Source organism: Antarctobacter jejuensis (assembly GCF_052266595.1).
Lineage (GTDB): Bacteria > Pseudomonadota > Alphaproteobacteria > Rhodobacterales > Rhodobacteraceae > Antarctobacter > Antarctobacter jejuensis.
Genome location: NZ_JBQQXJ010000008.1, coordinates 194,868 through 219,554, shown reverse-complemented (window position 1 = coordinate 219,554; position 24,687 = coordinate 194,868). Strand labels below are relative to the sequence as shown.

Genomic DNA, 24,687 nt, shown 5'->3' with positions numbered 1-24,687 from the left:
ACGGCTGCCCAGTGTGAAATCCGTATGAAGCCCGCCTTTTACCGCAGACGCGCCCCGAGTCAACACGGGTTTGGCCAAAAGATCATGCGCGGAAGGCCTGTAAGCCGGATTCTGTTCTTGGGCGGGTTTCCCCGCCCTCAGACGACCATTCCTCTGGACCGCGCGTTGCCACGCGGCTCTAGCTGCCAACCCGGATCGCTGGGGCGGAAGCAGCCCTGCGCCCGGAGGCGCCCACGATCCCTATTCGGCATTGCTCCCGGTGGGGCTTGCCATGCGGGTCCTGTTGCCAGTCCCCCGGTGGGCTCTTACCCCACCGTTTCACCCTGACCTGTCCCGTGGGACAGGCGGTCTGTTTTCTGTGGCGCTGTCCGTCAGGTTGCCCTGCCCGGGCGTTACCCGGCACCGGTGCTTCGGTGAGTCCGGACTTTCCTCTCGCAAACTGCAAGCGGCCGTCCGGCCTTCCGCGCGAGAGGCACATAGGCGCCGGTTGCCATGCGGTCAAGGACTCAACGCAAAAGCAGCGGCTCCGCCAGCCAACCGCGCAGGGCTGCGATGACGGCCTCGGGCTGTTCCAGCACCGGCAGGTGGCCCGCGTCCTCGACAATGCACAACTCGGCCTTGGGAATCATCTCGGCCATGAAACTGTGGCGTTTGACCGGGCACAGGTTGTCCCGTTCGCCGCACAGAACCAGCGTCGGCACCGTGATCCGCCGCAGGGTGCCCTGCTGATCGCGCCGCCGCTGCAGCGCGCGCGCCTGCCGGACGTAGACATCCACGCCCAGTTCCATCCCCATCTCCGACACCAATGCCAGGATGTCCTTGCGATAGGGCGACGGGGCCAGATCCTCTTGGGTCAGTTCCTGCGTCAGCACCTCGTCCAGCCGACCAGACCGGGCGCGGATGATCAGCGGGTCGCGCAGGGCAGAGACCTGCGGCGTATCGGCCAGCGGAGAGGTATCCATCAGCGCCAGCCGCGTCACCCGTTCCGGCGCGCGGCGATAGATTTCCATGGCAATGATTCCGCCCAGCCCCAGCCCCGCCAGCGCGCAGCGGGTTGGCAGCATGTCCAGAACCGAAGAGGCGATTTCCTCGATCCGCTCACCTGCGGTGATCGGGGCGACCATGACAGCATGGTCGCGCGACAGGTCGATGATCTGCGGCCAGAACAGGCGGGCATCACACATCATTTCCGGCAGAAAGACGACGGGTTCAGTCATTGCCCGCCTCGCCTGTTCTGTTCCGGTGGACAGCCGCTGTTACTCGAAACATCCGATGTACCGGGCGCGGAACGCCCGACCCCATTGCCATTTGCGGCACCCTATCAGACGGTTCGGCAAGCGAAAGTGGCCACCCTGCGTCAGGCCGCATTCCGCCGCGCAAGCAGCAGCGAATGGCCCCGGCAGTCCGGATCATTGGGCGCAAACGCCTCCACCGATACACCTGCGGCGGCAAGGATCGCGCGATACTCTGCCTCTGATAGCGAGGCATGATAAACTGCCTCTCCGCCGACCGTACCCCAGGCTTCTCCGGCCTCCGGGCCGACCGTCAGCAGCAGCCGCGCCCCCGGCGCAAGGTGATCCGCGATCAAAGGCAGCGCGATCCGCTGCTCCTCCTCGCTTAGATGAAAGAAACTGCCCCAGCCGATGATTGCGTCGAACTGCCTGTTCAACGCCAGTGCCCGCATGTCCGCCTGAACCCGTTCAGCATTTGGAACAGCCTCGGCATAGAGCCGCAGCATCGCGGCAGAAAAGTCCACGCCGGTCACGGCAAACCCGGCCCCGGCCAGAAAAACACCGATCGGCCTGCCCGCCCCGCAGCCAAGGTCCAGCACCGCCGCGCCCGGCGCTACATCCGTCAGCACCCGGTCCAGCCACGGACGTTCGAACAAAGATTGGTCCCGATCCGCGTCATACCGGGCCGCCTGTCGTTCATAGGTGGCGTGCAGGCTCATCCTGTCTGCGAAAGGATCTGCAGCCAGATCGCCGCCTCGTCATACAGCGTCCATTCCCGGCGCACTCCGCCCGGACCGAACTCCACATGGCTGATCCCCATGACGAAAAGTTCGGCACCCGATGGCCGGCCAAACGCGCCCCAGCCCTCGTGCCGCCCTTTCAGCGACCAACGCAGCGCGGCGCGCGGCGGCATCAGCGGCTCTTCCATGCCAATCTGGTGATGGATTTCGAACCGCGCATTCGGCATCGCCGCCCGCAGCCCCAGCCAGAATTCATCCGCCGCGTCCCAGCCGTGCGCCTCGACCCCGCCGGGGTAGAACAGGTGGCAGGCACGGTCGTATTGCTCTGGCACGCCGGAAAAATCCCCGCTCATCATCACTGTCAGAACATTGGCAAAGGCTTCCCCCCATTGGACGGAATTGCCGTTCCCGGTGTAAGGCCCGGTCACATCGACACGCGGCGTCAGCGGCTGCGAGTCAGCGTCGATCCCCGGCAGGAGTTCCCGCGCCCACTCTTCGGCCGTGCGATCCAACTGCCGCAGGATCGCACCTGTGTCCGTGATCATCCAGACATCGCTGATCTGGTCACGCTTTGCGTAACTGTCCATGATTTCACGATATTGCAGCCGCTTGCCCGTGGCGGCACCCAATAGCCCGTCGCCGCGATGCGTGGCCATGGACAGGATCCGCTGAGAGCCCAGCATCCCGACACGCGGACTGCCGGACCAGATCACATCCTCGCTCAGCAACCGCCGATCCGGCATCCCGGTCAGCACGGAATAGGCATAGCCCGCCACCGACTGCACGCCGAATTGCACGCCGCCGGCGCTGCGCAGGATGACGTCCGGGTGGTAATAGACCTGTGCCCGCGCGGCCAGCCCCCGCTGCTCCCAGATCTCATAGCTGACGGCCTGCAGGAAATCGGGAAAGTCCCGGCCCGTCATGTCCTGATCCTGAATCATTGCCGTGCCTCGCCCGGCAAAACGGCGCAGGCGCGTGGTTCCAATGCTGATTGTTTCATGGGTGTCATGCTGGCTCCGCTATTTGTCGGACACACGCTAAACGCGTGTTTTTCTGCTGTCCAGAAGCCCTTATGCGGGAAAGGCGATCCCGCGGAATCTCGGGAAGTCCGCGTAGCGTCGTGCCCGTTCGGCGGGCGGCTCCGGTGGCTCTGCCCCGGCGCGCAGCAGTGTTCCCTTGGGCGCGATGTAGCTGTCGATGCGCCGTTGCGGTTCCGGCCGCCAGGCGATGTTGAATGCGCACAGCTTGGGAAAGAACCAGATTTCTGAATAGTCGAGGTGATCGTGCAGCCACCATGCCAGATCCCGCCAATCGCGCCCCTGCGCATAGCGCTCCGCGAACCACGGGATCACAACCGAGGCTCCGGCGACTGCCCGGTCGGGCAGATCCCAGATGTGGCATTCCAGCGGATAATCGTTCCGGGCACAGTTCAGCCCGTGTGCATTGCCAAAGGCGTTCAGCCGCGCGGACCTGTATCCGGATCGCACGAAGACCCTGCCAAAGGTTTCCTCCAGCGGATCTAACAGCGCCGTCGCAAAGGCACGGCCCCGCTCGAGCGCCAGATCAGGATCGTCCGGTATATTGCTGATTTCGTGAAAGTTTCCAATCTCGGAACACAGGAACTCCCGCATCCAGAAATGCCGTGACAGAGGCTCTCGCCCCAGCGTTTCCAGTGACCACATGGAGCGCGGACGTCTCACCGTCATCGGCCCTCCGGATCAGCCATCGCCATAACCCGCCCAACGGAATTCACCATTCGGCCCCAGCGTCGAAAACGGGTTATACGCCACCTCCCAGACATGCCCGTCGGGATCGGCAAAATAGCCGATGTGCCCACCCCAGAAAACATCATGTGCTGGTTTCAGGATCTTGGCGCCTGCTGCCTCCGCGGCAACCAATATCTCAGAAACCTCATTCTTTTCCCGCACGTTGCAGGCCAACGTTGATGCGCCAAACCCAAGGTCATCCGGCGCACCCCCCATGTCCCGCGCCAGATCCTCCAACGGGTACAGTCCCAGCGCCTGACCGATCAGGTCGAACACCACGATCCCCTCTGGTGCATCGACGCGATGCCAACCAAGCGCCTCATAAAACGCGCTGGCCCGCTCCAGATCGCGACACCCCAATGTGATCAGGCTGACTCGCTGGTCCATACCTCTCCTCCTTCTAGGCGTCCTGCGCCCCGTCCAATATCCAGCCCAGCACCCGCTCCGCCACCGGAACGGACATTTGCGGCGACAGGACCGCCCCGGCGATCAGGTGCCGCGATGGATCGTCCTCTGGTCCCAATGTGACCTCATGCACGTCAGCCGTCCCACCCCAACGCGCAGCGATTTTCCGCGTCACACGGTGATCCACGACCTGATCACCGGGATCGAAGACAAACAGCGCGGGCGTGGACAGATCCTCATGCCGCCGCTGATGCACCGCCCGCACCGCCGCCCCCATGGGCAGCACCGCAAGGCTGGGATAGCGCGTGGTCCAGAGCCGCCCATGGGCCTCGCTGCGCGGCTCGAACCCGATTTCGCGGCCCGCCAGCCACGGCAGCCACCTGCGCGCGCCCGGCCATGTGATAAGCGCGGATTTTGGGTCCGCCACACGAAAATTGGGAGAGATCAGCACCGCCCCGGCCACGTCCCGCCCCATCGCCTCGTGCAGGGCCAGCGTGATCAGCGTGCCGCCGGTCGATGTGCCCATGACCAGCACCCGCCTGCCCACGCGCCGCCCGATGGCCAGCGCCTCTGCCATGTCCTCCATCCAGCCCTCGACCGTCGCCTCCGCCATCGCGGGACCGTCGCGCCCGTGCCCCTTGAGCCGGGTAAAGACAAGGTTCGCGCCCAGCCTGTCGGCCACGATGTCGGGCACCGGGCGAATTTCGTCCGGCGCGGCGGAAAAGCCATGCACATAGACCAGCGCCCAGTCGGTCCGCGCCTCCGCCTCCCCGGCCCAGTGCACGCGCTTTTCCGCGCCGGGACGCAGGTTGGGAACGCGGGCCTCCTGCGCGGCAAGCCACGGCTCCACGCCCGCATCCAACTGCGCTTCGTCGAAAGAGATGGCCGTCACCGCAGGCTCTCGCGGGGCCAGTTTCCAATAGGCCCCAAGGCCCAGCGCAGCCCCGCCCAACACCCAGGTCAGCATGGCCTGTCCGCCTGCCCGTCAAAGGATTCGATCCGGTGCCAGTCCCGCCGCAATGTCCAGTCGGGTAGGCCGATCACCATGGCGTGCCCGCCGCCACCCGCTGGCTGATCATGGGTCCGGTCGATCAGTACATCCAACAGGTGCGCTCGCAGCAGCGCCCCGATCCCGCCATGGGCCACCACCGCGATATCGCCGTCCGGCGCCTCTGCCACCACACGTTTCAGGGTCATCACCACACGCGCCTGCGCATCAATGGCCCGCTCCCAGCCGCGCACCTGCTGTCTTGGGTTCGCAAAAAAGGCATCGGCCACGCGCTCAAACTCCTCCGGCGGCAGATATCCGGTGGCCGAGCGGTCGTTCTCATGCAGCGACAGCACGCGCTTGGCCACCAGCCCCTGCGCCTCGGCCAGAATATCCGCCCCCTGCATCGCCTTGCACTCGTAACTGCAGAAAATCGCGGCAACCGGCGGGCAGCGTTCGGCAAAGGCCCGGTGCCGCGCCTGCCCAACCTCGGACAGCGCCCAGTCCGGAACCGCCACCGCCGGGTCCATCACCACCTCGGCATGGGTGATGAAATACAGATGTCTCACCCGGAAACGTCGATAATGGCCGCCTCGATCAGGCGCAGACATTCCGGCGTGGAAAACCGGTGATCCGCCCCCTTGACCAGTGTCAGGCGCACGTCCGCCCCCCGGATATGGTCCAGCAGACGCAGCGCCGTGTCGCGCGTGACCGCCTCATCCTCTGTCCCCTGCAACAGGCGCACAGGCCAATCCATCGCCAAGGGCGCGCGCAGGACAAGGTTCTGGCGCCCGTCCTCGATCAGCTTGCGGGTGACAAGGTAGGGATCCTCATAGGCCGACGGCATCAGGACCTGGCCTTCGTCCATGACCTGCCGCCGCGCGGCTTCGGAAAACCCGGACCAGAACCTGTCTTCGGTGAAATCCGGTGCCGACGCGATCCCGACAAAGCCCACGATGTCCGGCAGCCGTTTCGACAGAATGCAGGAAATCCATCCCCCCATCGAAGAGCCGACCAGCACCACCGGCCCGGGCACGGCATGGCGAATGACCGCCTCTGCATCCGCCGCCCAATCCCCGATACAACCGTCCTCGAACCGCCCCCCCGACTGGCCGTGCCCGGCATAATCCAGTCGCAAAAAGGACCGCCCCTGCGATTCGGCCCAGGCCTCCAGATGCACCGCCTTGATGCCATTCATGTCCGACCGATAGCCCGACAGAAACACCACGCAGGGTCCCGACCCTTCGGTCTTGGCATAGGCCAGACGGTCACCACGCGGCCCGTCGATATAGGCGATCTCTGCCATCAACATCTCCCTGCTTTCCTCCGCGAGCATAGCGCCAGCCTTCTGGAAACAAAACGATTTCCCGGCACCCGTCCGGTGGAAAGCGCGCCTGCGACCGCAAACCGCCGGTCGGCGGTGGCGCGCAGTGGCCACGGCCGGCCTAAACGGCCATTAAGTTACCATATTGTCACGTTACTATATATTCACCTATAGTCACCTCATCTGCTCACTTGATCATGAGGCCCACCATGAACACCCGACCCACCCCTCGCGCAGACTGGCTCGCCGCCCGCACCGCCTTGCTGGCGGAGGAAAAGGCACTGACCCGTGCGCGCGATGCGATTGCCGAGAGGCGCCGCCAGATGCCTCGGCTGCGCGTCGAAAAAGATTACCGCTTTCATGGCCCGAACGGGCAGGAAACCCTCGCCGATCTTTTCGGCCCGCATTCCCAGTTGATCGTCGATCACTTCATGTTCGGCGAGGATTGGGCCGAAGGCTGCCCAAGCTGTTCCTTCTGGGCCGATGGGTTCGATGGCCTTGATGTGCACTTGGCCGCGCGGGACACCGGATTTGTCGTGGTGTCTGCCGCACCGCTGGACCGGCTCGACGCCTACAAGGCGCGCATGGGATGGCGGTTCAAATGGGTCTCCTCGCACGGAACCGACTTCAACCGCGACATGGGCGTGGCCTTTACCCCCGAAGAGGTTGCCGCCCGCCAGGGGAACTACAACTACCGCGACGCCGGCTTTCCGGCGACAGAGGCCCCCGGCATCAGTACCTTCGAAAAGGACGGTGACGGCACGATCTGGCACAGCTATTCAGTCTTCGGGCGCGGATTGGACGCCCTGAACCCGGCCTATCAACTGCTGGACCTGACCGCGAAGGGCCGCGACGAGGACGCGCTGCCCCACTCGATGGCCTGGCTGCGGCGCCGCGACCAATACGAAAGCACCGCCTGACACGATGGACGCAATCTTCAAGGCCCTGAATGATCCCGCCCGCCGCGCATTGCTGGACAGCCTGCGCAGGAAGGACGGGCAGACGCTGAGCGATCTCGAACAGCAAATCGAGATGTCGCGCTTTGGTGTCATGAAGCATCTCAAGGTTCTTGAAGAGGCGCGGCTGGTGACCACGAAAAAGGTCGGCCGCTTCAAATATCATTACCTCAACCCCCTGCCCCTGCAGGAGGTGATCGATCGCTGGATCAACCCCTTTCTCAAGCCCCAGGCAGAAATGCTCTCTGCCCTCAAATCCCGATTGGAGACCGAAATGAAACCTGATCTTGTCATGTCCACATTCATCGACTGCACCCAGGATGCGCTGTGGGAGGCGCTGACACGGGGCGATCTGATGGCTCAGTATCATTTCGCCTGCGGCAAGGTTTCCGGCCACCATCAAAAGCCCGGCGATCTGCTGGAGATGCATTTTGACGACCCCGAGCGGGGCGTGATGCTGTCGAACAAGCTGATCGCGATCGAGCCGAAGACGCGGCTGGAGATGAGCTTTGCTCCCGGCTGGGCGGAGGATGCGGCGGTCTCGCGTTGTGTCTACCTGATCGAGCCGCAGGACAGCGGCATGAAACTGACGGTGGAGCATTATGAGTTGAGCGAGAATATGGAGGGCGTCAACGATGGCTGGGCGCGGTTCCTGGCCGGGATCAAGACTTGGCTGGAGACGGGCCGGACCCATCGATTTGCCCAGCAGACTGCGGGATAAAATGGGCCTCCCCCCGGGCTGTGTCCACGCGTGGACAGCTTAGGGGGAATGCCAGATCAAGGGGTTACGGGCGCGTTTTCACCCCTTGTTAACAAAACCACCCCTCCGCCAACGCGCGGGCGCCCCCCGGTCGGCGGGGGCGTGGGTGGGCGGGTGGGAGCCTCCGTCGAGCGGGGGCGCCCGCGCCTCAGGCGTCGATGCTTTGCGCCAGCACCCGGCTGATCACGGTCAGGCTTTCGCCGCTTTCGGCCTTCCAGGTGTTGAAGGCCTCCTGCACCGCCGCCATCGCCTTTTTCGAGGTCGGCTCTTTGTCGATCACCCCCTCGGCGATCAGCCGCGCCACCACCGAAGCCGAGAGCACAAAGCTTTCCTTGCCCAGGACGCGCAGGGCATAGGCCCCGGTCGCGCCGCCCAGCCGCGACCCTTCCTTCTTCAGCCAGTCCAGCAGCCCGGCGAAATCCTCGGCCGGCCAGTCGGCCACCTTGCGCCCGAAAGAGCCGGCTTCGGCGGCGACTTCCTGAATGAAGGCAGCGTTCTGTTGAATCGCCTCGACCTTGGGCGGGCTGCGGATGATGCGCGGATCGTCCAGCAATTCGTCGTACCAATCCTCGGACATCAGCGCGGAACGGCCCACGTCAAAGCCGTAAAAGGCCTCTTCGATGCCCGGCCACTTGTTTTCGACCACCTGCCAGCTGATCCCGGCCTGAAAGATGCCGCGCGCAAATTGCGCCAGCCAGCGGTCATCGGGAATGGCGGCCAGCGCGTCGGCCTCCAGCACGGCGGGCATATCGGCCAGCACCGCCTCGCGGCCGCCCTTGCGCTCTGCCGCGATGGTCAGGATTTCTTCGAACGTGTGCATGGTGCTCTCCCCGGTTGCCGCCAGACTGCGCCGTGGGGCCAACCGGCGCAAGCGCCTATCCTTCGACCTCGTCCAGACCCAGCGCCAGCACCGCGCCCAACAGGCTGAGCGCGGCAAAGCCCGTCAGCGCCGCCTGCGGCCCCAGCGCGGCCAGCGCCCCGCCCAGCGCGCCGACCGCCAGAAGCAGCAGGCCGATCAGCGTATTGGCCAGCGCCGAATAGGCCGCGCGCCGATCCGGGGGCGCAAAATCCACAAGGTAGACGGACCGCCCCTGCCGCACCCCGTGATAGGCCAGCATCAGACCGAACAGCACCGCCGGGATCACCCATGCCGCCTGCGTCCATCCCATGAGGTCAGCCAGCACCGCCAGCGCAATGAAGACCGCCGCCACCCCGCCCGAGGCCGCCAGCACCAGCCGCGAGGACCGATCCGCCAACCGCCCCCAGACATAGGAGGACAGGAAAGAGGCGGCAGAGGAGGCCAGCATCAATGCCCCCAGCGCCTGCAACGCGCTTTGCCCGCCGCCCAGCAGGACAAAATAGGGCGGCGCCAGTGCCGTGACGGTCAGTGCCCCACGCGCCGCGACAAAGCGGCGGAACTGCGCATCCTCGCGCAGCGGCGACAGGTCCAGCGCGCGGGTGTTTTCAGGGTCGGAGGGGTCTTCCTCCAGCGTCGAAAACAGCAAAGCGGCCAGCAGCCACAGCACCGCCGCCACCGAAATCGCCGCCAGCACCGGCCAGAGCGCCTGCCCCGGTCCCACCATCAGCACCAGCGCAAAGCCCAGCACCGCCAGCGCCGAGACCGATCCGGCAATGCCCGTCACCGCGCCGCGCCGGGTCTTGGCCACGGTCTTGCCAAGGATGTCCTTGTAGCTGACCGAACAGAGCGACCGGCTGACCGCCAGCCCCGCCAGCGCCAGAGCCATTGCCATGCCCGCAGCCCAGCCCGACAGCGTCAGCGCGGCGAGCACGATCAGCGCGGCGCAGATCCCCTGCCCCGCCGATCCGATCACCCAGGCCCATTTCCGGCGGCGCATGGACTGCACCCAGCCCGCCAGCGCGATCTGCGGCAGCAGCGCCCCGGCCTCGCGGATCGGGACGAACAGACCGACCAGCGCGGCAGGCACGCCCAGCGCACCGCCCAGCCAGCTGAGCACCAGTTTCGGGTCGATCAGCCCGTCGGCCAGTTTGGTCATCGACAGGCTGAGCGCGTGGCGCAGCCCATTGCGCGCCTCTTGCGGGCGGGCCTGCTCGGCGCCGGTCAACCCTTCGTACAGATCCTGCCTGCTATCGCTCATCTCTCTCTGTGTTCCTGCTTGACAAGCCCGCGCATGGGGGGCCATTTCCGAGGCTCGACACATAACCCGCAACCGGGCGTTCCGTGGGCGCCAAACCGACGAGGAGTTCAGGCCGATGGCCCAGATTTCCCTGACTTTCCCAGATGGCTCTAAACGTGACTTCGACAAGGGTGTGACCCCTGCCGAGGTGGCCGCGAGCATTTCCAAATCGCTTGGCAAGAAGGCGATTTCCGCAACCGTGGGCGACGCGCATTGGGACCTGCAATGGCCCATCGAAGATGACGCCACCATAGCGATCAACACGCTGGCCGATGACGCGCCCGCGCTGGAGCTGATCCGGCATGACCTTGCGCATATCATGGCGCGCGCCGTGCAGGAGATCTGGCCCAGCGTGAAGGTCACCATCGGCCCGGTGATCGAAAACGGCTGGTACTACGATTTCGACCGGCAAGAGCCGTTCACGCCCGAGGATCTTGGCCTCATCGAGAAGAAGATGAAGGAGATCATCAACAAGCGGGACCCGGTGACCACCGAGGTCTGGGAACGCGCGCGCGCGATCGAGTTCTACAAGGCCAACAACGAACCCTACAAGGTCGAGCTGATCGAGGCCATTCCGGGCAACGAGCCGATCCGCATGTACTGGCACGGCCATTGGCAGGATCTGTGCCGCGGGCCGCACCTGCAGCACACCGGGCAGGTGCCCGGCGACAGCTTCAAGCTGATGAGCGTGGCCGGGGCCTATTGGCGCGGCGACAGCAAGCGCCAGATGCTGCAGCGGATCTACGGCGTCGCCTTCAAGAACAAGGAAGACCTGAAGAAGCACCTGCACATGCTGGAGGAGGCCGCCAAGCGCGACCACCGCAAGCTGGGCCGCGAGATGGACCTGTTCCACATGCAGGAAGAGGCCCCCGGTCAGGTGTTCTGGCATCCCAATGGCTGGACGATCTACACCCAGTTGCAGGATTACATGCGCCGCAAGCAGCGCGCCGGTGGCTATAGGGAAATCAACACCCCGCAGGTGGTGGACCGCAAGCTGTGGGAGTCCTCTGGCCACTGGGACAAGTACCAGCACCATATGTTCGTGGTCGAAGTGGACGAAAGCCGCGACGGTGAAAACGATGATGCCGCCGTCAAGGACAAGTCCCAGACCCGCATCAACGCGCTGAAGCCGATGAACTGCCCCTGCCACGTGCAGGTGTTCAACCAGGGTCTGAAATCCTACCGCGACCTGCCGCTGCGGCTGGCCGAATTCGGCTCTTGCGCGCGGTTCGAACCCTCGGGCGCGCTGCATGGGATCATGCGGGTGCGCGGGTTCACGCAGGACGATGCGCATATCTTCTGCACCGAGGATCAGATTCAGGAGGAATGCGCGCGCTTCATCGACTTCCTCGCCGATATCTACCGCGAGCTGGGCTTCCCCGAGTTCGAGATCCGCTTTGCCACCCGTCCTGAAAAGCGTGTCGGCTCCGAGGAAAGCTGGGACAATGTCGAGAACGCGCTGGAGAACGCGATCAAGGCGGTGGGCCGCGATTACGTGCTGGAGCCGGGCGACGGGGCGTTCTACGGGCCCAAGCTGGACTTCTACCTGACCGACGCGATCGGGCGGGTCTGGCAGTGCGGCACCTTCCAGGTGGACCCGAACCTGCCGGAGCGTCTGGGCGCCAGCTATATCGCCGCCGATGGCGACAAGCACCGCCCCTTCATGCTGCACCGGGCGACTTTGGGATCGTTCGAGCGCTTTATCGGCATCCTGATCGAGGAACACGCCGGCAAGCTGCCGTTCTGGCTGGCGCCGCGTCAGGTGGTGGTGGCCTCGATCACATCCGAGGCGGATGACTATGTGCAGGAGGTCGTGGCCGAGCTGACCAAGGCCGGGGTGCGGGCCGAGGCGGATGTGCGCAACGAGAAGATCAACTACAAGGTGCGCGAGCATTCGGTGGGCAAGGTGCCGGTGATCCTGGCCGTCGGCCACCGCGAGGTCGAGGAACGCACCGTGACCATGCGGCGTCTGGGTGAAAAGCAGACGCAGGTGGCCACGCTGGACGAGATCACCGCGCAACTGTCCGCAGACGCGACGCCACCGGACATGCGCGGCTGAACGGGCCTTTTACGACTGGCAATCGGGCCGTCCCCACATGGGGGCGGCCCGTTTCATTTGGCGCCCGGAAGCCGTGAATGCCTGTCGTTGCGCTGATCCGGTGCCGCTTGGTCAGGTGCGGAATTCCGGCCGGTTATTCCCCCTACCGGACAGGGGCAAGAAACCCCAAATACCAGTCAACAGCCCGTTCGGCGTCCGGATCTGGCATGACGCGATGTCATTCTTGCTGCAGGCGCATCCTCTTGGTAAGTGCGGGCGCTTCTGGGGTCTGAGTCCCAGAAATATGGTTTTTTTGTGAGCTCTGTGGGGAGTTTAAATGTTTAACAAGTACCTGAAATCCGTGGCTGCCGCGATCCTGCTGTCGGCCGGGGCCGCTGGCGCCGATACGATCGATTTCGGCGGGTCCAAGTACGGCGGCTATGAGGCCGTGAACACGAACCTGCGCGGCAACGTTCTGGCCGGTGAGTTCGCAATGTTCAACGTCGACAAGAGCGAAAGCTTTTTCGCTTATTGCATCAACGTGCTCGCGAACATCAAGGACTCGGACTACGAAGTCTTTATGCCGGCCGTCCCGGTGATGGAGGGGCTGACGGACCTGTACAACGCCCATTATGACAGCGTCGTGGACAAATCGACCTCTGCGGCCTTTCAATTGGCGGTCTGGGAAATCTTCCACGAGACCGACACGACCTATGCGCTCGACGCTGGCTTTTTCCAGTCCGTGGGCACCAACCAGACCGCCATCGATCAGGCGAGCGACTGGCTGGCGACCATGGATGGCGCGCCGTCGAAATACCAGCTGAGCTATTGGGACAGCGACAACACGCTTGGGCTCCGGCAGAGCCAGGACCTTGTGACCGCGTCGCCGATCCCCTCGCCCGTCCCGCTGCCCGCGGCAGGCTGGATGCTGCTTGCGGCGCTTGGTGGCGGGGCGCTGCTGCGCCGCCGGGCACGCGGCTGAACCGACAGCCCTTACCGACAGACAAGAAACGCCAAGGGCAGGGTCATCCCCCTGCCCTTTTTGCTGTTCCCCATCGATGTTCGGGGCATCGGCTCGAAAGACCAGCCATGACAACCCACAGCCACCCGGCGGCAGATTTTTTGAGATTTCCAGCGACGGAAATCCGGACTTGATCCGTTACAGCCCTGACAGATCGCGTGATCCCACCTGTCCGGCGTGCCGGACGGGCGGGCCGGTTGTAACATTCTGCATTGCGGCATGGGCTGTTTCGCAAGATTCGTTACAAATCCGCGGGTCAGGGGCGGTGAATCCTGTCCGGAACCTCGCGTGGATGACACGCGGGCTGACGCCCCCGTGAAGCACGCGCCCGTGAGTCGCCTCAAACCTTCCAGCACGGCAACCTGTGTTCACCGACGGGTCAGAAAGCCCGCGGCCAAGTTTCAAACTCAGGAACCCGGAGGAATTTCCTAATGTCCAACACCATGAAGACCGCCGCCCTCGTTGGCATCGTCGCCGCAGCCGTGTCCGCCTCGGGCGTGCAAGCCATGGAACAGGAAAAGTGCTATGGCGTCAGCCTTGCCGGTGAAAACGATTGCGCGGCTGGTCCCGGCACCACCTGCGCCGGCACATCCAAGGTCGACTACCAGGGCAACGCATGGACGCTGGTCGATACCGGCACCTGCGCCGAAATCGAACTGCCCGATGGCCGCATGGGCATGACGGCGGACGCCCTGAAGGAAAAGGGCTATGAAGGCATCAAGCGCGATCTGCCCGAAGGTCTGGCCGATGAGGTTCTGGCCAAGTACTTCGATCCGTCCATGATGTCCGACAGCTGATCGGCCCACAGGTCACACAGACCGGGATGGGCAGCATTGCCCATCCCACCGTCCCTCTCATGCCGGTGATCCCATGTACGATCTGCCCAGCACCCTCCCCCCCTTGCCCGGTGTCGGCTACAAGCCGCAGCACTATTCGGCCATCCTCGACAATCCCGCCCCGGTGGGCTGGTTCGAGGTTCATGCCGAGAACTACATGGGCGATGGCGGCAGGCCGCTGGCGCAACTGCGCGCGCTGTCCGAACGGTTTGCCATTTCGGTCCACGGTGTCGGCCTGTCCATTGGCGGGCCCGAACGGCTGGACCCCGAACATCTGGCGCGGCTGAAGCGTCTTGTCGGCTGGCTGAACCCGGCCAGCTTTTCCGAGCATCTGGCATGGTCGACCCACGACAGCCATTTCCTGAACGATCTTTTGCCGCTGCCCTATACGCCCGACACGCTGCGCCGGGTCTGTGACCATGTGGACGAGGTGCAGGAGGCGTTGGGACGGAAGATGCTGCTGGAAAACCCGTCTTCCTATCTGGCTTTCGCGGAAAGCACGCTGGAGGAAACGGAATTCCTGTCCGAGATCGCGCGGCGCACCGGCTGTGGCCTGCTCCTGGACGTGAACAACGTTTTCGTCTCCGCCACCAACCTTGGCTACAGCCCGCAGGAGTATATCGCGCGATTCCCGCTGGACGCGGTGGGCGAGATCCATCTGGCCGGCCATGACGAGGATCACGACGACCACGGCGCGCCCTTGCTGATCGACAGCCACGGGCGCGAGGTGGCAGAGCCGGTCTGGGGGCTGCTGGATCTGGTGCTGGACCGGGGCGGCGCGCGGCCCTTGCTGATCGAATGGGATACGGATGTGCCGGAGTGGCCTGTTCTGGCCGCCGAGGCCGGGCGCGCCGCGCAGGCGTTGGAACGTGTGGCGGCCTGAGCGCCGGGCGTATTTGGAAAAGAGAAGAAGCGGGCAAGGATCGCAGGATGTCCCATGTAGCGACAGAGACAGAGACCGGGTTCCGCGCCGCTTTGCTGACGCCCGATCGCGATGTGCCTGTGGGCCTGACCGATGGCGCCGGGCGCCCGGCAGGACGGCGGTTCGACGTTTACCGCAACAACGTGGCGGTCGCCCTGCGCGAGGCGCTGGAGAGCGGCTTTCCGGCGGTGGCCAAGCTGATCGGGCCGGAGAATTTTTCGCGTGCGGCGGGGATGTTCCTGCGGGCGACGCCGCCTGTCTCTCCTTTGATGATGCACTATGGTGCGGGGTTTCCGGAGTTCCTGGAAGGCATCGAGCCGCTGCAGGGGATCGGTTATCTGGGCGATGTGGCGCGGCTGGAACTGGCGCTGCGGCGCAGTTACCACGCCGCTGATGCGCCCGCGCTGGACGGCGCGCGGCTGGCGGGCCTGTCCGAAGAGGCGCTGACGGGGGCGCGGTTCACGCTGGCGCCTGCGACGCAGGTGCTGCGGTCCGGCTGGCCGGTCTTGTCGATCTATCGCTATACCCTGACGCCGGGCAGCCCGAAGCCTGACGCGCGGGCCGAAGACGTGCTGATCTGCCGTCCCGGGTTCGACCCTGCACCGCATCTGTTGCCCGCCGGTGGCGCGGATTTCCTGCAGGCGCTGTCGCGCGGCGCGCGCTTTGCCAAGGCGCTGGAGGCCGCGGGCCCTGATTTCGACCTTTCCGCCACCCTGACGCTGTTGTTGGCGCAGGGGGCGCTGAGTGATCTGACCACTGACTGAGGACTGCCATGACCCGCCTGATCTCACTCCATAATTCCGTCTTTGCCGGGGTCGAACGCCTTGGCGACGGGTTGATCCCGCTGCTGACGCGGCTGGTCTTTGCGGCCACGCTCTTGCGCTATTACTGGAATTCCGCCGGGACCAAGGTCTGGGACCGCAAGGGGGAAGAGGGGATTTTCGACTTCTTCACGCTGGAGAGCGGCACCTATGCGCAGATGTTTCCCAAGGCCTTCGAGGCGGCGGGGTACAATACCTCGAGGATGGGTTTCCACTATGACGTGATCGCCTTTGCCGGGACCTATGCCGAATGGCTGCTGCCGCTTTTGATCGTGATCGGGCTGTTCACACGGCTGGCGGCGCTGGGGATGATCGGTTTCGTGGTTGTGCAGACCTTCGTGGATGTGACCGGCCATGGCGCCACGCCGGGGATGCTGTTCGACACCAAGTATGAGCTGATCGACGAGCGGACGATCTGGATTTTCGGGCTGCTGGTGCTGGTGATCCGGGGGGCCGGTGCGTTGTCTGTCGACCGGCTGCTGGGATTGAACCCGGCGCCGCAGGCGGTCACGGCCTGAGCGTGACCGGTGGGACGGCGGGCGGGGCGATTGCTTTCGCAGAAAGCGAGCGGCGCCCCCGTCCCTACCCAGAGGGGCGCTCAGAAATGCGCCTTTTCCTCATCCGGTTTGCCCGCGGCCAGCGCCAGCACGCCGCCCAGACCGGCAAAGGCAATCGGGAACATGGTGAAGACGTTGAAGCCGAAGGCGTGGTAGAACCCCGCCGCCGAGGCCAGCAGCAACAGCCCGCCCCAGAGCGCGCGGGCCTTGGCCATCGCGCCCCCGGCAATGGCCAGCATGGGCGCGAGGATCGAGACAACCCGCACCGTGTCCGGGTCATCGAACATGCCGAACATTTCCTCGACCTCTCCGACATTGCGCACCAGTTCGGTGTAGCCAAAGCCGAAGAACCCCACGATCATGCCGATCACCCCGGCAATGATCCCCAAAGTCAGCGCTGCATTCCGCATCCTACCGCTCCTATTCCACGCCCAGCGCCGCGCGCGCCGGTTTGTCCCAGCCCAGCACCATGCGGCCATCATCCACGATCAGCGGGCGTTTCATCAGGGTCGGATGCGCGGCCAGCAACGCCACGGGCGGCGTTTCCCGCTCTTCCGGGCCAAGCCCGCGCCATGTGGTCGAGCGGGTGTTGAGCAATTTTTCGCCGAACTGAGCCAGCGCCGCGTCACGGATGTCATCGGGCAGCCCCTCGGCGCGGACGTCCACGAATTGCGCCTCCGGCAGGGCTTTCATCGCCTTTCGGCAGGTATCACAGGTCTTTAGTCCGTAGACGATCATGCTTAATCCCTTGGCATACTGGCAGGTTACCGCCGTCAGATATGCAAAGTTCAAACAAAATGCGAGGCAGGGTCTCTTGTATTTCGGTGTTCTGCGCTAATCTGTGGCTTGTGACTTTCGACGATCAGTCCGCCGGTGGCGGCCGTTTCGTGCGGTCTCCGGTCTTTGCCCTGAAAGTCGGATGTGACCATCCGCGCGCCGATCTGCGCTGGATGAACGCAAGGACTTGAATAGGAGCACGGGAATTATGCCGAACGGCACCGTGAAGTGGTTCAACACCACAAAAGGCTATGGTTTCATCGCACCGGAAGACGGCGGAAAGGACGTATTCGTCCATATCTCCGCCGTGGAAAGGTCAGGCCTGACAGGCCTCGCCGACGATCAGAAGGTCAGTTACGAGTTGCGCGAAGGCCGTGATGGCCGGTCAATGGCGTCTGACCTGAAGATTCTCTGACAGCACGCGGCCCCGCCCGCCAAACTGTCGCTTGGATAGCTGCGCCCGGGTGTCCCGACAGACGGCTTGCCGTCTGTCGGCAGGGTGATTTTCACCGCCGCGAACCTGCTAAAATCTTACGCGCATTGCGCTTCGTCCCCGGCGTGGGACGCGGTAGGCTGTCCGGATCGGGCCTATGCCGGATGTCCCGGGCTGCCCACTTGCCGCGTGAGGTGCCCCATGACCACCACGTTCACCTCTTCGAAACTGTTGCACTATGGTGCGGGCCTGTTGGTGATCGCCGGGCTGGTGGCAGGCGTTCAGGCCTTTCCGCCCCTGACCGAAGGCGGGCTGGCCCGGTCGGTCCATCCGGTCGTCGCCTCCGGTGCCGCGGCCGATCCGGCCGCCTATTGCCGTGAGAACCTGAGCGGCGTGAACTGCGCCTGCTTCGCCCAGAAGGCCGGAGAGGTGCTGAGCAAACCCTACGATCCGATCCAGGGCCTGTCCTATGCTGACCGATGGGATCTGGCCCGCGGACAGGCCGGCGACAGCTGTTGAGCCGCAGCGCCGCGTTACGCCGCCTGCAGCCTGCGCGCCTCTTCCCCTGCCAATGAAATCAACAGCTTCATATAGGGTTTTTCCAGATCCTCGGTCCGCACGGCGGCATACATGCGCCGCGTCAGTCCCTGTTCCGTCAAGGGTCGCGTCACGTAGTCCGAGCTGTATTTGACCTCGCGCACCACCCAGTCGGGCAGCACCGTCACCCCCCGGTTGGACGCCACCAAGAGCAGGATCACCGCCGTCAGCTCCACCTGCCGGATCGCCGCCGGTTCCACCTTGGCCGGGGTCAGCAACTGGCTGAAGATATCGAGGCGTGAGCGTTCCACCGGATAGGTGATCAACGTCTGGCCCCGGAAATCCGCGGCCTCTACAAAGGGTTTCTCCGCCAGCGGATGCGACGCCGCCGCCACGAAGACAGGGCTGTAATCGAACAGCGGCACAAAGGTCACGCCGGCCAGATCCTCGGGGTCCGAGGAGATGACCACATCCACCTCTTCCTTCATCAGCGCGGGCAGCGCGTCAAAGGCCAGCCCCGGCTTGATGTCCACGTCCACGTCGCCGAACTGCTTGCGAAAGCCTTCGAGCACCGGGAACAGCCATTCGAAACAGGCGTGGCATTCGATGGCGATGTGCAGGCGCCCGGCCTTGCCCGCGCGCAGCCCGTCAAATTCCGCCTGCACCGCCTCGACCTGCGGCAGCACCTGTTCGGCCAGCCGCAACAGGCGCATTCCGGCGGCGGAGAGCTTCATCGGCTTGGACCGGCGCACGAACAGTTCCACCCCGGCCTGATCCTCCAGCCCCTTGATCTGATGGCTGAGCGCCGATTGGGTGATGTTCAGCTGATCCGCCGCCCGTGCCACGCCGCCCGCATCATGGATCGCCTTGATGGTCCGCAGGTGGCGGAACTCAATGTGCATCTGCGCCATTATATGATTTCGCTCATGTTGATCTTGAGATTTATGAGTTTGTCTCACAATGCTGCCTGTGCAACAAGAGGCCAACTCATAAAGGACTCCATGCATCATGCAGCGCCCCGACATCTCTTACGAATTTTTCCCGCCGAAAAACATCGAGGCCACATTTCGCCTCTGGGACGCGGTTCAGGTTCTTGCGCCGCTTGGTCCCCGCTTTGTTTCCGTGACCTATGGCGCAGGGGGCACCACCCGTGACCTGACCCGCGACGTGGTCGCCACCCTGCACAAACATTCCGGCCTGCGGACCGCCGCGCATCTGACCTGTGTCAACGCCACGCGCGACGAAACGCTGGCCATCGCCGAGGATTTCGCAAAGGCGGGCGTGACCGATATCGTCGCCCTGCGCGGCGACCCGCCCAAGGGATCCGCCGGATTCGAAGCCCACCCCGAAGGTTTCGCCAACTCCATCGAGCTGATCGAGGCGCTGGCCGAAAAGGGCAAGTTCACCATCCGCGTCGGTGCCTACCCGGACCCCCACCCCGAAGCCTCGGACCAGAAAGCCAACATCGAGTGGCTCAAGCGCAAGCTGGACGCCGGCGCCACCGAGGCGCTGACCCAGTTCTTTTTCGAGGCCGACACCTTCTTCCGCTTCCGCGATGACTGCGCCAAGGCGGGCATCGACACGGATCGCATCGTGCCGGGCATCCTGCCGATCGAGAACTGGAAAGGCGCGCGCCGCTTTGCCGAATCCTGCGGCACCCATATCCCGGCCTGGGTCATCGACGCCTTCGACAAGGCGCAGCGCGACAACCGCGAGGATCTGCTGGCCACCGCGATCTGCACCGAACTGTGCTCGGACCTGCTCGAAGGCGGTGTGGACAAGCTGCACTTCTACACGCTGAACCGTCCGGAACTGACCCGCGACGTCTGCTTTGCGCTTGGCGTCACACCAGAGGTCAACCTCGAACAGGTCGCCTGACCCAACCGCCTTACCGTATCAGACCCGCCCGGCCACGCCACGGCGGGTCTTTACGTGCCCAGTCCTGTCTGCCCTGGCATTTGCCTCGGAGCCGCCCTCGCGTGGCCCCGATCAGACAGGGCCGGGGCAGCCGTGTCATGCACAATCGCCGAGGGGCCCCGCAGCGCGGGGAGACGGCTATTGTGCTTGATGCGGCGGCCGGGGCCTGTCAGGGGTCCACCGCGCGAGGGTGGCCCCGAGGCTTTTTGCCTTGGTGAGACCGGAAGCGGACCAAACGCGCGCAGCGCGTCCACTTCGCCCCAATCAAACCGGCGCGCGTTTGACCAGCCCCAGTTTCTTACGCACCTCCGCCGGTCCGATCACCCGCGCGCCCATGCGCTCGATGATGCCTACCGCGCGCTCGACCAGTTGCGCGTTGGTGGCCAGCACGCCCTTGTTCAGCCACAGGTTGTCCTCCAGCCCGACACGCACATTGCCGCCCGCAAGCACCGTGGCCGCCACATAGGCCATCTGGTTTCGCCCCAGTCCAAAGGCGCTGAAACACCAGTCGTCGGGCACGTTGTTGACCATCGCCATGAAGGTGTTCAGATCATCCGGCGCGCCCCAGGGCACCCCCATGCACAGCTGCACCAGCGCGGGCCCTTCCAGCACCCCCTCTTTCACCAACTCCTTGGCGAACCACAGGTGGCCGGTGTCAAAGGCCTCGATCTCGGGTTTGACGCCCAGCGCCGTCATCCGCGCGCCCATGTCGCGCAGCATGCCGGGCGTGTTGGTCATGACGTAATCGGCCTCGGCAAAGTTCATCGTGCCGCAGTCCAGCGTGCAGATCTCGGGCAGGCACTCGGCGATATGGGCCACGCGCTCTGCCGCGCCGATCATGTCGGTCCCGGCCGCGTTCACCGGAAACGGTGCGTCGGTCGGGCCAAAGGTGATGTCGCCGCCCATCCCGGCGGTCAGGTTCAGCACCACGTCCACCTCGGCGTCGCGGATGCGGTCCGTCACCTCGCGGTAATAGGCCAGATCGCGCGAGGGCGCGCCGCTCTCGGGATCGCGCACGTGGCAATGCACCACCGCCGCCCCCGCCTTGGCCGCGTCAATCGCGCTTTCCGCGATCTGCTGCGGCGAACGCGGCACATGCGGGCTGCGGTCCTGCGTGCCGCCCGACCCGGTCACCGCGCAGGTGATAAAGACCTCTTTGTTCATCTCAAGCGGCATCTTCGCCTCCCTCTATCTCGATATTCCGCAAATGGATCAGCGCATCCGCCGCGACCGCCCGGTCAGGCGTACACAGCAGCGGGTTGATCTCCACTTCCTCGATCCGGTCGGCATAGGCCACGACAAAAGCCTGCACTGCCAGAATGGCCCCGGCAATGGCGTCCATGTCCGCCGCCGCGGCCCCGCGATAGCCCGCCAGAAGCGGCGCAATCCGCAATCGGTCCAGCGCGCCGCGTACATCCTCGGCTGTCACCGGCAACAGCAAGGTCTGGGTGTCCTGAAGGATCTCGGTCCAGACACCACCCGCGCCCAGCGTCAGCACGAACCCGTGCGCCGGATCGCGCATGACGCCGATCAGCAATTCCGCCACCGCCCCGGTGATCATCTCCTCGACCAGATAGCCAGAGGCGCGCATCGCCTCTGCGGCCGCCCGCACCTCTTCCGCAGACCACAAGTTCAGCCTGACCGCCCCGGCCTCGCTCTTATGGGCAAAGCCTTCGCCCTTCAGAACAACCGGGAAACCGATCCGCGCCGCCGCCTCACCCGCCGCCGTGGCCGTCGCGGCCCGCGTCAGGCCCGGCACAGACAAACCGGCGCGCGCCAGCACCTCCTTGGCCAAGGCTTCGGACAGGACGCCCTTCGTTGTTTCTTCTCTTTGAAAATACGCCTCTTCCGACGCCGCAGATGTCGCTTCGCTTTCCAATAGCACCGGCGCCGCAGCCACGTCCCGCCCCAGGAACGCCGCCGCCGCCACCGCCTCCAAGGCCGAGGGCACATCGCAGAGCGGCACGATCCCCAGGGTCACCAACCGCTCTGCCACCTCTTCCGGCAGGGTCTCGACCAAACTCGACAGGATCGCCAGAGGCACCGCGCCCCGCAACGCCGACAGCGCTTCGATCACCAGATCCCAATCCGCAGTCGAGCAACGATCCCCGCGCGGAAAGTCCAGAACGACAATACCCAGCCCAAGGTCCTGCCCCCGCATCATACCCGCGAAACAGGCCCGCATCGCGGGCACGTCGCCCCAGATATAGGTGTGGTAATCCAAGGGGTTGGCCAGCGCCACCTTGGGTCCCAACGCCGCGCGCAGCGCCTCGCGCTGTGCCGCCACCAGCGGCGGGAATTCCACGTCATGGCCCAACCCGCTGTCCGCCATCAGGCTCGCTTCGCCGCCCGAACAGGAGGCGGACACCACCCGGTTAGACGACAAGGGCCCCGCCACATGCAGGATCTTCAGCACCTCCAGCAGCGCCGACAGCGACGTGACCTGCGCCACCCCGATCCGCCGCAAAAACGCCCGCGCGCCCGCATCGCTGCCGGTCAGCGACGCGGTGTGCGACACCGCCGCCGCATTGGCCTGCTCGGAGGCGCCCAGTTTCAGCGCCACGATCCGCTTGCCCAGCGCCCGCGCCCGCGCCGCCAGCGCCTCGAAGCCCCGGACATCCTTGATGCCTTCGATATACAGGCCCAGCGCCGTGATGCGCGGATCTTCCAGCAGCGCCATGCCCAGCGCGCTCAGGTCCACCTGCGCCTGGTTGCCCACGGTGCCCAGAAATCCGATCGGCAGGCCCCGCCGCTGCATGGTCAGGTTCAGCGCCACGTTGGAGCTTTGCGACAGGATCGCCACGCCTCGTTCCACCGGGACCATCCCGTGCTGGTCCGGCCACAGGGCCACGCGGTCCAGCGCGTTCAGAAACCCGTAACAGTTCGGCCCCAGAACCGGCATATCCCCCGCCGCCGCCAGCAATGCCGCCTGCAGGTCCGCCCCGTCCGCCAGTTCCGCCTGCGCCTCGGCAAAGCCCGAGGCGAAACAGATCGCCCCGCCAGCGCCGCGTGCCGATAGCACCTGCACCGCCTCGACCGTGGCACTGCGGTTGATGCCGATATAAACCGCGTCCGGCACGCCGGGCAGGTCCTCGATCCGGGGAAAGGCGGGCAAGCCGCCCACCTCGGTCCGCGTGGGATGCACCGGCCAGACCGGACCGTCAAAACCCAGTTTGCGGCACTCGCGGATCACGTTGGCACACCACGCGCCGCCGCCGATCACGGCGATGGACTGGGGGTGCAACAGGCGCGACATGTCAGGCATGACCCAACCCTCCCGACGCGCGTAGGGTGGGTTGTCCCCAACCCACCATCCGGAACATCCTCACGCGCCCAGCGGCCGGAAAATCTCCCGGCTGATGATGTGGCGCTGGATCTCGCTGGTCCCGTCCCAGATCCGTTCCACCCGCGCGTCGCGCCAGAACCGCTCGATGGGAAAATCGTCCATCAGCCCCATACCGCCAAATATCTGCAAGGTTGTGTCCGTCACCCGCGCCAGCATTTCCGTCGCGTAGACCTTGGCAGAGGCGATCTCGCGGTTCGCGGGCAGACCCTGATCCAGCCGCCAGGCCCCCGCCAGCGTCAACCAGTCGGCGGCATCGATCTCTGTCACCATGTCCGCCACCTGAAAGCTGACGCCCTGGAACTTGGCAATCGCCTGCCCGAACTGCTTGCGCTGCGCGGCATAGTCCACCGCGTAGTCGAAACAGCGCCGCGCGCGCCCCACGCTGAAGGCCGCAACCGTCAGCCGCGTGGCATAAAGCCATTCGTTCATCACGTCGAAACCGCCATCGGCCTGCCCCAGAACCTGCGCGTCCGGCAGGCGGCAATCGGTGAATTCGAGGATGCAGTTCTTGTAGCCACGGTGCGAGACCGAGTTATAGCCATCGCGCACGGCAAAGCCGGGATGGCCGCGATCCACAAGGAAACAGGTGATCCTTTTCTTCGGCCCCTTGGGCGTCTCGTCCACACCAGTCGCGATGAAAACGATAAAGAAATCCGCATGTTCCGCGCCAGAGATAAAGTGCTTGGTGCCGTTCACCACCCAGTCACCGCCGTCCCGCACCGCCGCGCATTTCATGCCCCGCACGTCGCTGCCCGCATCCGGTTCGGTCATCGCCAGCGCATCCATCCGCTCGCCCCGCACGGCGGGCAGCAGATAGCGTTCCTTCTGCTCACCGTCGCAGGCCATCAGGATATTCTGTGGACGGCCAAAGAAATGCGTCAGCGCCATGCTGCCGCGTCCCAATTCCCGCTCCACCAGCGTAAAATCCAGATGCGAAAGCCCCGCGCCACCGACCTCTTCGGGGAAGTTGCAGGCGTAGAACCCCAGATCCAGAACCTTGCGCTTGATCTCTTGGCCCAGCTCATGCGGCACCTGTCCGGTACGTTCGACCTCCGCCTCATGCGGATAGATCTCGTTCTCGACAAAGCTCCGCACGGTAGAGACGATCATCTCCTGCTCGTCGCTCAATCCGAACTGCATGGCACCCTCCGCTTG

At 64.8% G+C, this 24,687-nt stretch carries 27 protein-coding genes and 1 other RNA gene; 11 read left to right on the top strand and 17 right to left on the bottom strand.

All coding sequences use genetic code 11. The features are described from left to right. Positions 1–84 precede the first annotated feature (84 nt). The 9 genes from rnpB to ACTXGA_RS13715 all read right to left on the bottom strand — a co-directional run bounded on the left by rnpB (position 85) and on the right by ACTXGA_RS13715 (position 6,437). An RNA gene (gene rnpB / locus ACTXGA_RS13755) (RNase P RNA component class A) lies at positions 85–465 on the bottom strand. Positions 466–506: 41 nt separating this feature from the next. Beyond that, positions 507–1,217 carry an alpha/beta fold hydrolase gene (locus ACTXGA_RS13750; protein ID WP_443394537.1) on the bottom strand — a complete coding sequence of 237 codons (711 nt, stop codon included), beginning with the start codon at positions 1,215–1,217 and terminating at the stop codon, positions 507–509. A 140-nt stretch (positions 1,218–1,357) separates the two neighbouring features. Then, positions 1,358–1,951 carry a class I SAM-dependent methyltransferase gene (locus tag ACTXGA_RS13745; RefSeq protein WP_443394535.1) on the bottom strand — a complete coding sequence of 198 codons (594 nt, stop codon included), beginning with the start codon at positions 1,949–1,951 and terminating at the stop codon, positions 1,358–1,360. After that, positions 1,948–2,913 (bottom strand): ester cyclase, encoded by a 966-nt coding sequence (locus ACTXGA_RS13740; protein ID WP_443394533.1) that lies wholly within the window; start codon positions 2,911–2,913, stop codon positions 1,948–1,950. The genes ACTXGA_RS13745 and ACTXGA_RS13740 overlap by 4 nt, the downstream gene beginning before the upstream one ends. A gap of 129 nt (positions 2,914–3,042) precedes the next feature. After that, entirely contained in the window at positions 3,043–3,654 is a 612-nt protein-coding gene (locus ACTXGA_RS13735; protein WP_443394620.1) for a hypothetical protein, read from the bottom strand. Positions 3,655–3,690: 36 nt separating this feature from the next. Then, on the bottom strand, positions 3,691–4,125 hold the full coding sequence (locus tag ACTXGA_RS13730) for a VOC family protein (RefSeq protein WP_443394531.1): 435 nt from the start codon (positions 4,123–4,125) through the stop codon (positions 3,691–3,693). Between the two features lie 13 nt (positions 4,126–4,138). Then, positions 4,139–5,110: an alpha/beta hydrolase gene (locus ACTXGA_RS13725; protein ID WP_443394530.1), complete on the bottom strand. Its 972-nt coding sequence runs from the start codon at positions 5,108–5,110 to the stop codon at positions 4,139–4,141. After that, complete coding sequence (locus ACTXGA_RS13720; protein WP_443394528.1) at positions 5,104–5,700, bottom strand: histidine phosphatase family protein; 597 nt, start codon at positions 5,698–5,700, stop codon at positions 5,104–5,106. The genes ACTXGA_RS13725 and ACTXGA_RS13720 overlap by 7 nt, the downstream gene beginning before the upstream one ends. Next, on the bottom strand, positions 5,697–6,437 hold the full coding sequence (locus ACTXGA_RS13715; protein ID WP_443394526.1) for an alpha/beta hydrolase: 741 nt from the start codon (positions 6,435–6,437) through the stop codon (positions 5,697–5,699). Before ACTXGA_RS13715 ends, ACTXGA_RS13720 begins: the two co-directional genes overlap by 4 nt. Positions 6,438–6,664: 227 nt before the next feature. Here ACTXGA_RS13715 and ACTXGA_RS13710 point away from each other — a divergent pair, with 227 nt between their 5' ends. Together ACTXGA_RS13710 and ACTXGA_RS13705 are read left to right on the top strand one after the other, a co-directional pair. Then, a complete protein-coding gene (locus ACTXGA_RS13710; protein WP_443394524.1) occupies positions 6,665–7,375 on the top strand; it encodes a DUF899 domain-containing protein in 711 nt (236 codons plus the stop codon). Positions 7,376–7,379: 4 nt separating this feature from the next. Next, the gene (locus ACTXGA_RS13705) at positions 7,380–8,132 is read left to right on the top strand and encodes an ArsR/SmtB family transcription factor (protein ID WP_443394522.1); all 753 of its coding nucleotides are present in this window, start codon (positions 7,380–7,382) and stop codon (positions 8,130–8,132) included. Positions 8,133–8,319: 187 nt separating this feature from the next. Here the strand turns inward: ACTXGA_RS13705 and ACTXGA_RS13700 are convergent, their stop codons facing one another. Next, the gene (locus ACTXGA_RS13700; protein WP_443394520.1) at positions 8,320–8,991 is read right to left on the bottom strand and encodes a DNA-3-methyladenine glycosylase I; all 672 of its coding nucleotides are present in this window, start codon (positions 8,989–8,991) and stop codon (positions 8,320–8,322) included. Between the two features lie 55 nt (positions 8,992–9,046). Further along, positions 9,047–10,288: an MFS transporter gene (locus ACTXGA_RS13695; protein WP_443394518.1), complete on the bottom strand. Its 1,242-nt coding sequence runs from the start codon at positions 10,286–10,288 to the stop codon at positions 9,047–9,049. A 115-nt stretch (positions 10,289–10,403) separates the two neighbouring features. Here ACTXGA_RS13695 and thrS point away from each other — a divergent pair, with 115 nt between their 5' ends. The 6 genes from thrS to ACTXGA_RS13665 all read left to right on the top strand — a co-directional run bounded on the left by thrS (position 10,404) and on the right by ACTXGA_RS13665 (position 16,483). Continuing rightward, complete coding sequence (gene thrS / locus ACTXGA_RS13690) at positions 10,404–12,386, top strand: threonine--tRNA ligase (protein ID WP_443394516.1); 1,983 nt, start codon at positions 10,404–10,406, stop codon at positions 12,384–12,386. 316 nt (positions 12,387–12,702) lie between these two features. Continuing rightward, a complete protein-coding gene (locus tag ACTXGA_RS13685; RefSeq protein ID WP_443394514.1) occupies positions 12,703–13,347 on the top strand; it encodes a VPLPA-CTERM sorting domain-containing protein in 645 nt (214 codons plus the stop codon). A gap of 470 nt (positions 13,348–13,817) precedes the next feature. Then, entirely contained in the window at positions 13,818–14,183 is a 366-nt protein-coding gene (locus ACTXGA_RS13680) for a BufA1 family periplasmic bufferin-type metallophore (protein ID WP_443394512.1), read from the top strand. A gap of 73 nt (positions 14,184–14,256) precedes the next feature. Continuing rightward, positions 14,257–15,105 (top strand): MNIO family bufferin maturase, encoded by an 849-nt coding sequence (gene bufB, locus ACTXGA_RS13675; RefSeq protein WP_443394510.1) that lies wholly within the window; start codon positions 14,257–14,259, stop codon positions 15,103–15,105. A 47-nt stretch (positions 15,106–15,152) separates the two neighbouring features. Further along, on the top strand, positions 15,153–15,908 hold the full coding sequence (locus tag ACTXGA_RS13670; protein ID WP_443394508.1) for an HvfC/BufC family peptide modification chaperone: 756 nt from the start codon (positions 15,153–15,155) through the stop codon (positions 15,906–15,908). An 8-nt stretch (positions 15,909–15,916) separates the two neighbouring features. Then, positions 15,917–16,483 carry a DoxX family protein gene (locus ACTXGA_RS13665; RefSeq protein ID WP_443394506.1) on the top strand — a complete coding sequence of 189 codons (567 nt, stop codon included), beginning with the start codon at positions 15,917–15,919 and terminating at the stop codon, positions 16,481–16,483. A gap of 80 nt (positions 16,484–16,563) precedes the next feature. On the opposite strand, the gene ACTXGA_RS13660 is transcribed toward ACTXGA_RS13665, so the two are convergent. Together ACTXGA_RS13660 and ACTXGA_RS13655 are read right to left on the bottom strand one after the other, a co-directional pair. Next, entirely contained in the window at positions 16,564–16,932 is a 369-nt protein-coding gene (locus ACTXGA_RS13660) for a hypothetical protein (RefSeq protein WP_443394505.1), read from the bottom strand. Positions 16,933–16,942: 10 nt separating this feature from the next. After that, on the bottom strand, positions 16,943–17,260 hold the full coding sequence (locus ACTXGA_RS13655) for an ArsC/Spx/MgsR family protein (RefSeq protein ID WP_443394503.1): 318 nt from the start codon (positions 17,258–17,260) through the stop codon (positions 16,943–16,945). 247 nt (positions 17,261–17,507) lie between these two features. On the opposite strand from ACTXGA_RS13655, the gene ACTXGA_RS13650 reads away from it, so the two are divergent. Further along, entirely contained in the window at positions 17,508–17,714 is a 207-nt protein-coding gene (locus ACTXGA_RS13650; protein ID WP_443394501.1) for a cold-shock protein, read from the top strand. A 219-nt stretch (positions 17,715–17,933) separates the two neighbouring features. Further along, entirely contained in the window at positions 17,934–18,251 is a 318-nt protein-coding gene (locus ACTXGA_RS13645; RefSeq protein ID WP_443394499.1) for a hypothetical protein, read from the top strand. A 14-nt stretch (positions 18,252–18,265) separates the two neighbouring features. On the opposite strand, the gene ACTXGA_RS13640 is transcribed toward ACTXGA_RS13645, so the two are convergent. Next, entirely contained in the window at positions 18,266–19,171 is a 906-nt protein-coding gene (locus ACTXGA_RS13640; RefSeq protein WP_443394498.1) for a LysR family transcriptional regulator, read from the bottom strand. Positions 19,172–19,277: 106 nt separating this feature from the next. On the opposite strand from ACTXGA_RS13640, the gene metF reads away from it, so the two are divergent. Then, positions 19,278–20,147 (top strand): methylenetetrahydrofolate reductase [NAD(P)H], encoded by an 870-nt coding sequence (metF, locus tag ACTXGA_RS13635; RefSeq protein WP_443394497.1) that lies wholly within the window; start codon positions 19,278–19,280, stop codon positions 20,145–20,147. A 303-nt stretch (positions 20,148–20,450) separates the two neighbouring features. Here the strand turns inward: metF and bcoG are convergent, their stop codons facing one another. The 3 genes from bcoG to ACTXGA_RS13620 are packed head-to-tail and all read right to left on the bottom strand — an operon-like array spanning position 20,451 to position 24,672. After that, complete coding sequence (bcoG, locus tag ACTXGA_RS13630; RefSeq protein WP_443394496.1) at positions 20,451–21,362, bottom strand: 3-dehydrocarnitine:acetyl-CoA trimethylamine transferase BcoG; 912 nt, start codon at positions 21,360–21,362, stop codon at positions 20,451–20,453. Then, positions 21,352–23,451 carry an acetate--CoA ligase family protein gene (locus ACTXGA_RS13625; RefSeq protein ID WP_443394494.1) on the bottom strand — a complete coding sequence of 700 codons (2,100 nt, stop codon included), beginning with the start codon at positions 23,449–23,451 and terminating at the stop codon, positions 21,352–21,354. The genes bcoG and ACTXGA_RS13625 overlap by 11 nt, the downstream gene beginning before the upstream one ends. A gap of 60 nt (positions 23,452–23,511) precedes the next feature. After that, positions 23,512–24,672 carry an acyl-CoA dehydrogenase family protein gene (locus ACTXGA_RS13620; protein WP_443394492.1) on the bottom strand — a complete coding sequence of 387 codons (1,161 nt, stop codon included), beginning with the start codon at positions 24,670–24,672 and terminating at the stop codon, positions 23,512–23,514. Positions 24,673–24,687 lie beyond the last annotated feature (15 nt).

Excerpts from the sequence above, each read along its gene's own strand:
- ACTXGA_RS13685 (WP_443394514.1), top strand. The coding sequence starts at position 12,703 with ATGTTTAACAAGTACCTGAAATCCGTGGCTGCCGCGATCCTGCTGTCG.
- ACTXGA_RS13710 (WP_443394524.1), top strand. The coding sequence starts at position 6,665 with ATGAACACCCGACCCACCCCTCGCGCAGACTGGCTCGCCGCCCGCACC.
- ACTXGA_RS13655 (WP_443394503.1), bottom strand. The coding sequence starts at position 17,260 with ATGATCGTCTACGGACTAAAGACCTGTGATACCTGCCGAAAGGCGATG.
- ACTXGA_RS13705 (WP_443394522.1), top strand. The coding sequence starts at position 7,380 with ATGGACGCAATCTTCAAGGCCCTGAATGATCCCGCCCGCCGCGCATTG.
- bufB (WP_443394510.1), top strand. The coding sequence starts at position 14,257 with ATGTACGATCTGCCCAGCACCCTCCCCCCCTTGCCCGGTGTCGGCTAC.
- ACTXGA_RS13740 (WP_443394533.1), bottom strand. The coding sequence starts at position 2,913 with ATGATTCAGGATCAGGACATGACGGGCCGGGACTTTCCCGATTTCCTG.
- ACTXGA_RS13660 (WP_443394505.1), bottom strand. The coding sequence starts at position 16,932 with ATGCGGAATGCAGCGCTGACTTTGGGGATCATTGCCGGGGTGATCGGC.
- ACTXGA_RS13640 (WP_443394498.1), bottom strand. The coding sequence starts at position 19,171 with ATGCACATTGAGTTCCGCCACCTGCGGACCATCAAGGCGATCCATGAT.
- ACTXGA_RS13650 (WP_443394501.1), top strand. The coding sequence starts at position 17,508 with ATGCCGAACGGCACCGTGAAGTGGTTCAACACCACAAAAGGCTATGGT.
- bcoG (WP_443394496.1), bottom strand. The coding sequence starts at position 21,362 with ATGCCGCTTGAGATGAACAAAGAGGTCTTTATCACCTGCGCGGTGACC.
- ACTXGA_RS13665 (WP_443394506.1), top strand. The coding sequence starts at position 15,917 with ATGACCCGCCTGATCTCACTCCATAATTCCGTCTTTGCCGGGGTCGAA.
- ACTXGA_RS13700 (WP_443394520.1), bottom strand. The coding sequence starts at position 8,991 with ATGCACACGTTCGAAGAAATCCTGACCATCGCGGCAGAGCGCAAGGGC.
- ACTXGA_RS13735 (WP_443394620.1), bottom strand. The coding sequence starts at position 3,654 with ATGTGGTCACTGGAAACGCTGGGGCGAGAGCCTCTGTCACGGCATTTC.
- ACTXGA_RS13745 (WP_443394535.1), bottom strand. The coding sequence starts at position 1,951 with ATGAGCCTGCACGCCACCTATGAACGACAGGCGGCCCGGTATGACGCG.
- ACTXGA_RS13730 (WP_443394531.1), bottom strand. The coding sequence starts at position 4,125 with ATGGACCAGCGAGTCAGCCTGATCACATTGGGGTGTCGCGATCTGGAG.
- ACTXGA_RS13750 (WP_443394537.1), bottom strand. The coding sequence starts at position 1,217 with ATGACTGAACCCGTCGTCTTTCTGCCGGAAATGATGTGTGATGCCCGC.
- ACTXGA_RS13645 (WP_443394499.1), top strand. The coding sequence starts at position 17,934 with ATGACCACCACGTTCACCTCTTCGAAACTGTTGCACTATGGTGCGGGC.
- thrS (WP_443394516.1), top strand. The coding sequence starts at position 10,404 with ATGGCCCAGATTTCCCTGACTTTCCCAGATGGCTCTAAACGTGACTTC.
- ACTXGA_RS13680 (WP_443394512.1), top strand. The coding sequence starts at position 13,818 with ATGTCCAACACCATGAAGACCGCCGCCCTCGTTGGCATCGTCGCCGCA.
- ACTXGA_RS13695 (WP_443394518.1), bottom strand. The coding sequence starts at position 10,288 with ATGAGCGATAGCAGGCAGGATCTGTACGAAGGGTTGACCGGCGCCGAG.
- ACTXGA_RS13620 (WP_443394492.1), bottom strand. The coding sequence starts at position 24,672 with ATGCAGTTCGGATTGAGCGACGAGCAGGAGATGATCGTCTCTACCGTG.
- ACTXGA_RS13715 (WP_443394526.1), bottom strand. The coding sequence starts at position 6,437 with ATGGCAGAGATCGCCTATATCGACGGGCCGCGTGGTGACCGTCTGGCC.
- metF (WP_443394497.1), top strand. The coding sequence starts at position 19,278 with ATGCAGCGCCCCGACATCTCTTACGAATTTTTCCCGCCGAAAAACATC.
- ACTXGA_RS13725 (WP_443394530.1), bottom strand. The coding sequence starts at position 5,110 with ATGCTGACCTGGGTGTTGGGCGGGGCTGCGCTGGGCCTTGGGGCCTAT.
- ACTXGA_RS13670 (WP_443394508.1), top strand. The coding sequence starts at position 15,153 with ATGTCCCATGTAGCGACAGAGACAGAGACCGGGTTCCGCGCCGCTTTG.
- ACTXGA_RS13625 (WP_443394494.1), bottom strand. The coding sequence starts at position 23,451 with ATGCCTGACATGTCGCGCCTGTTGCACCCCCAGTCCATCGCCGTGATC.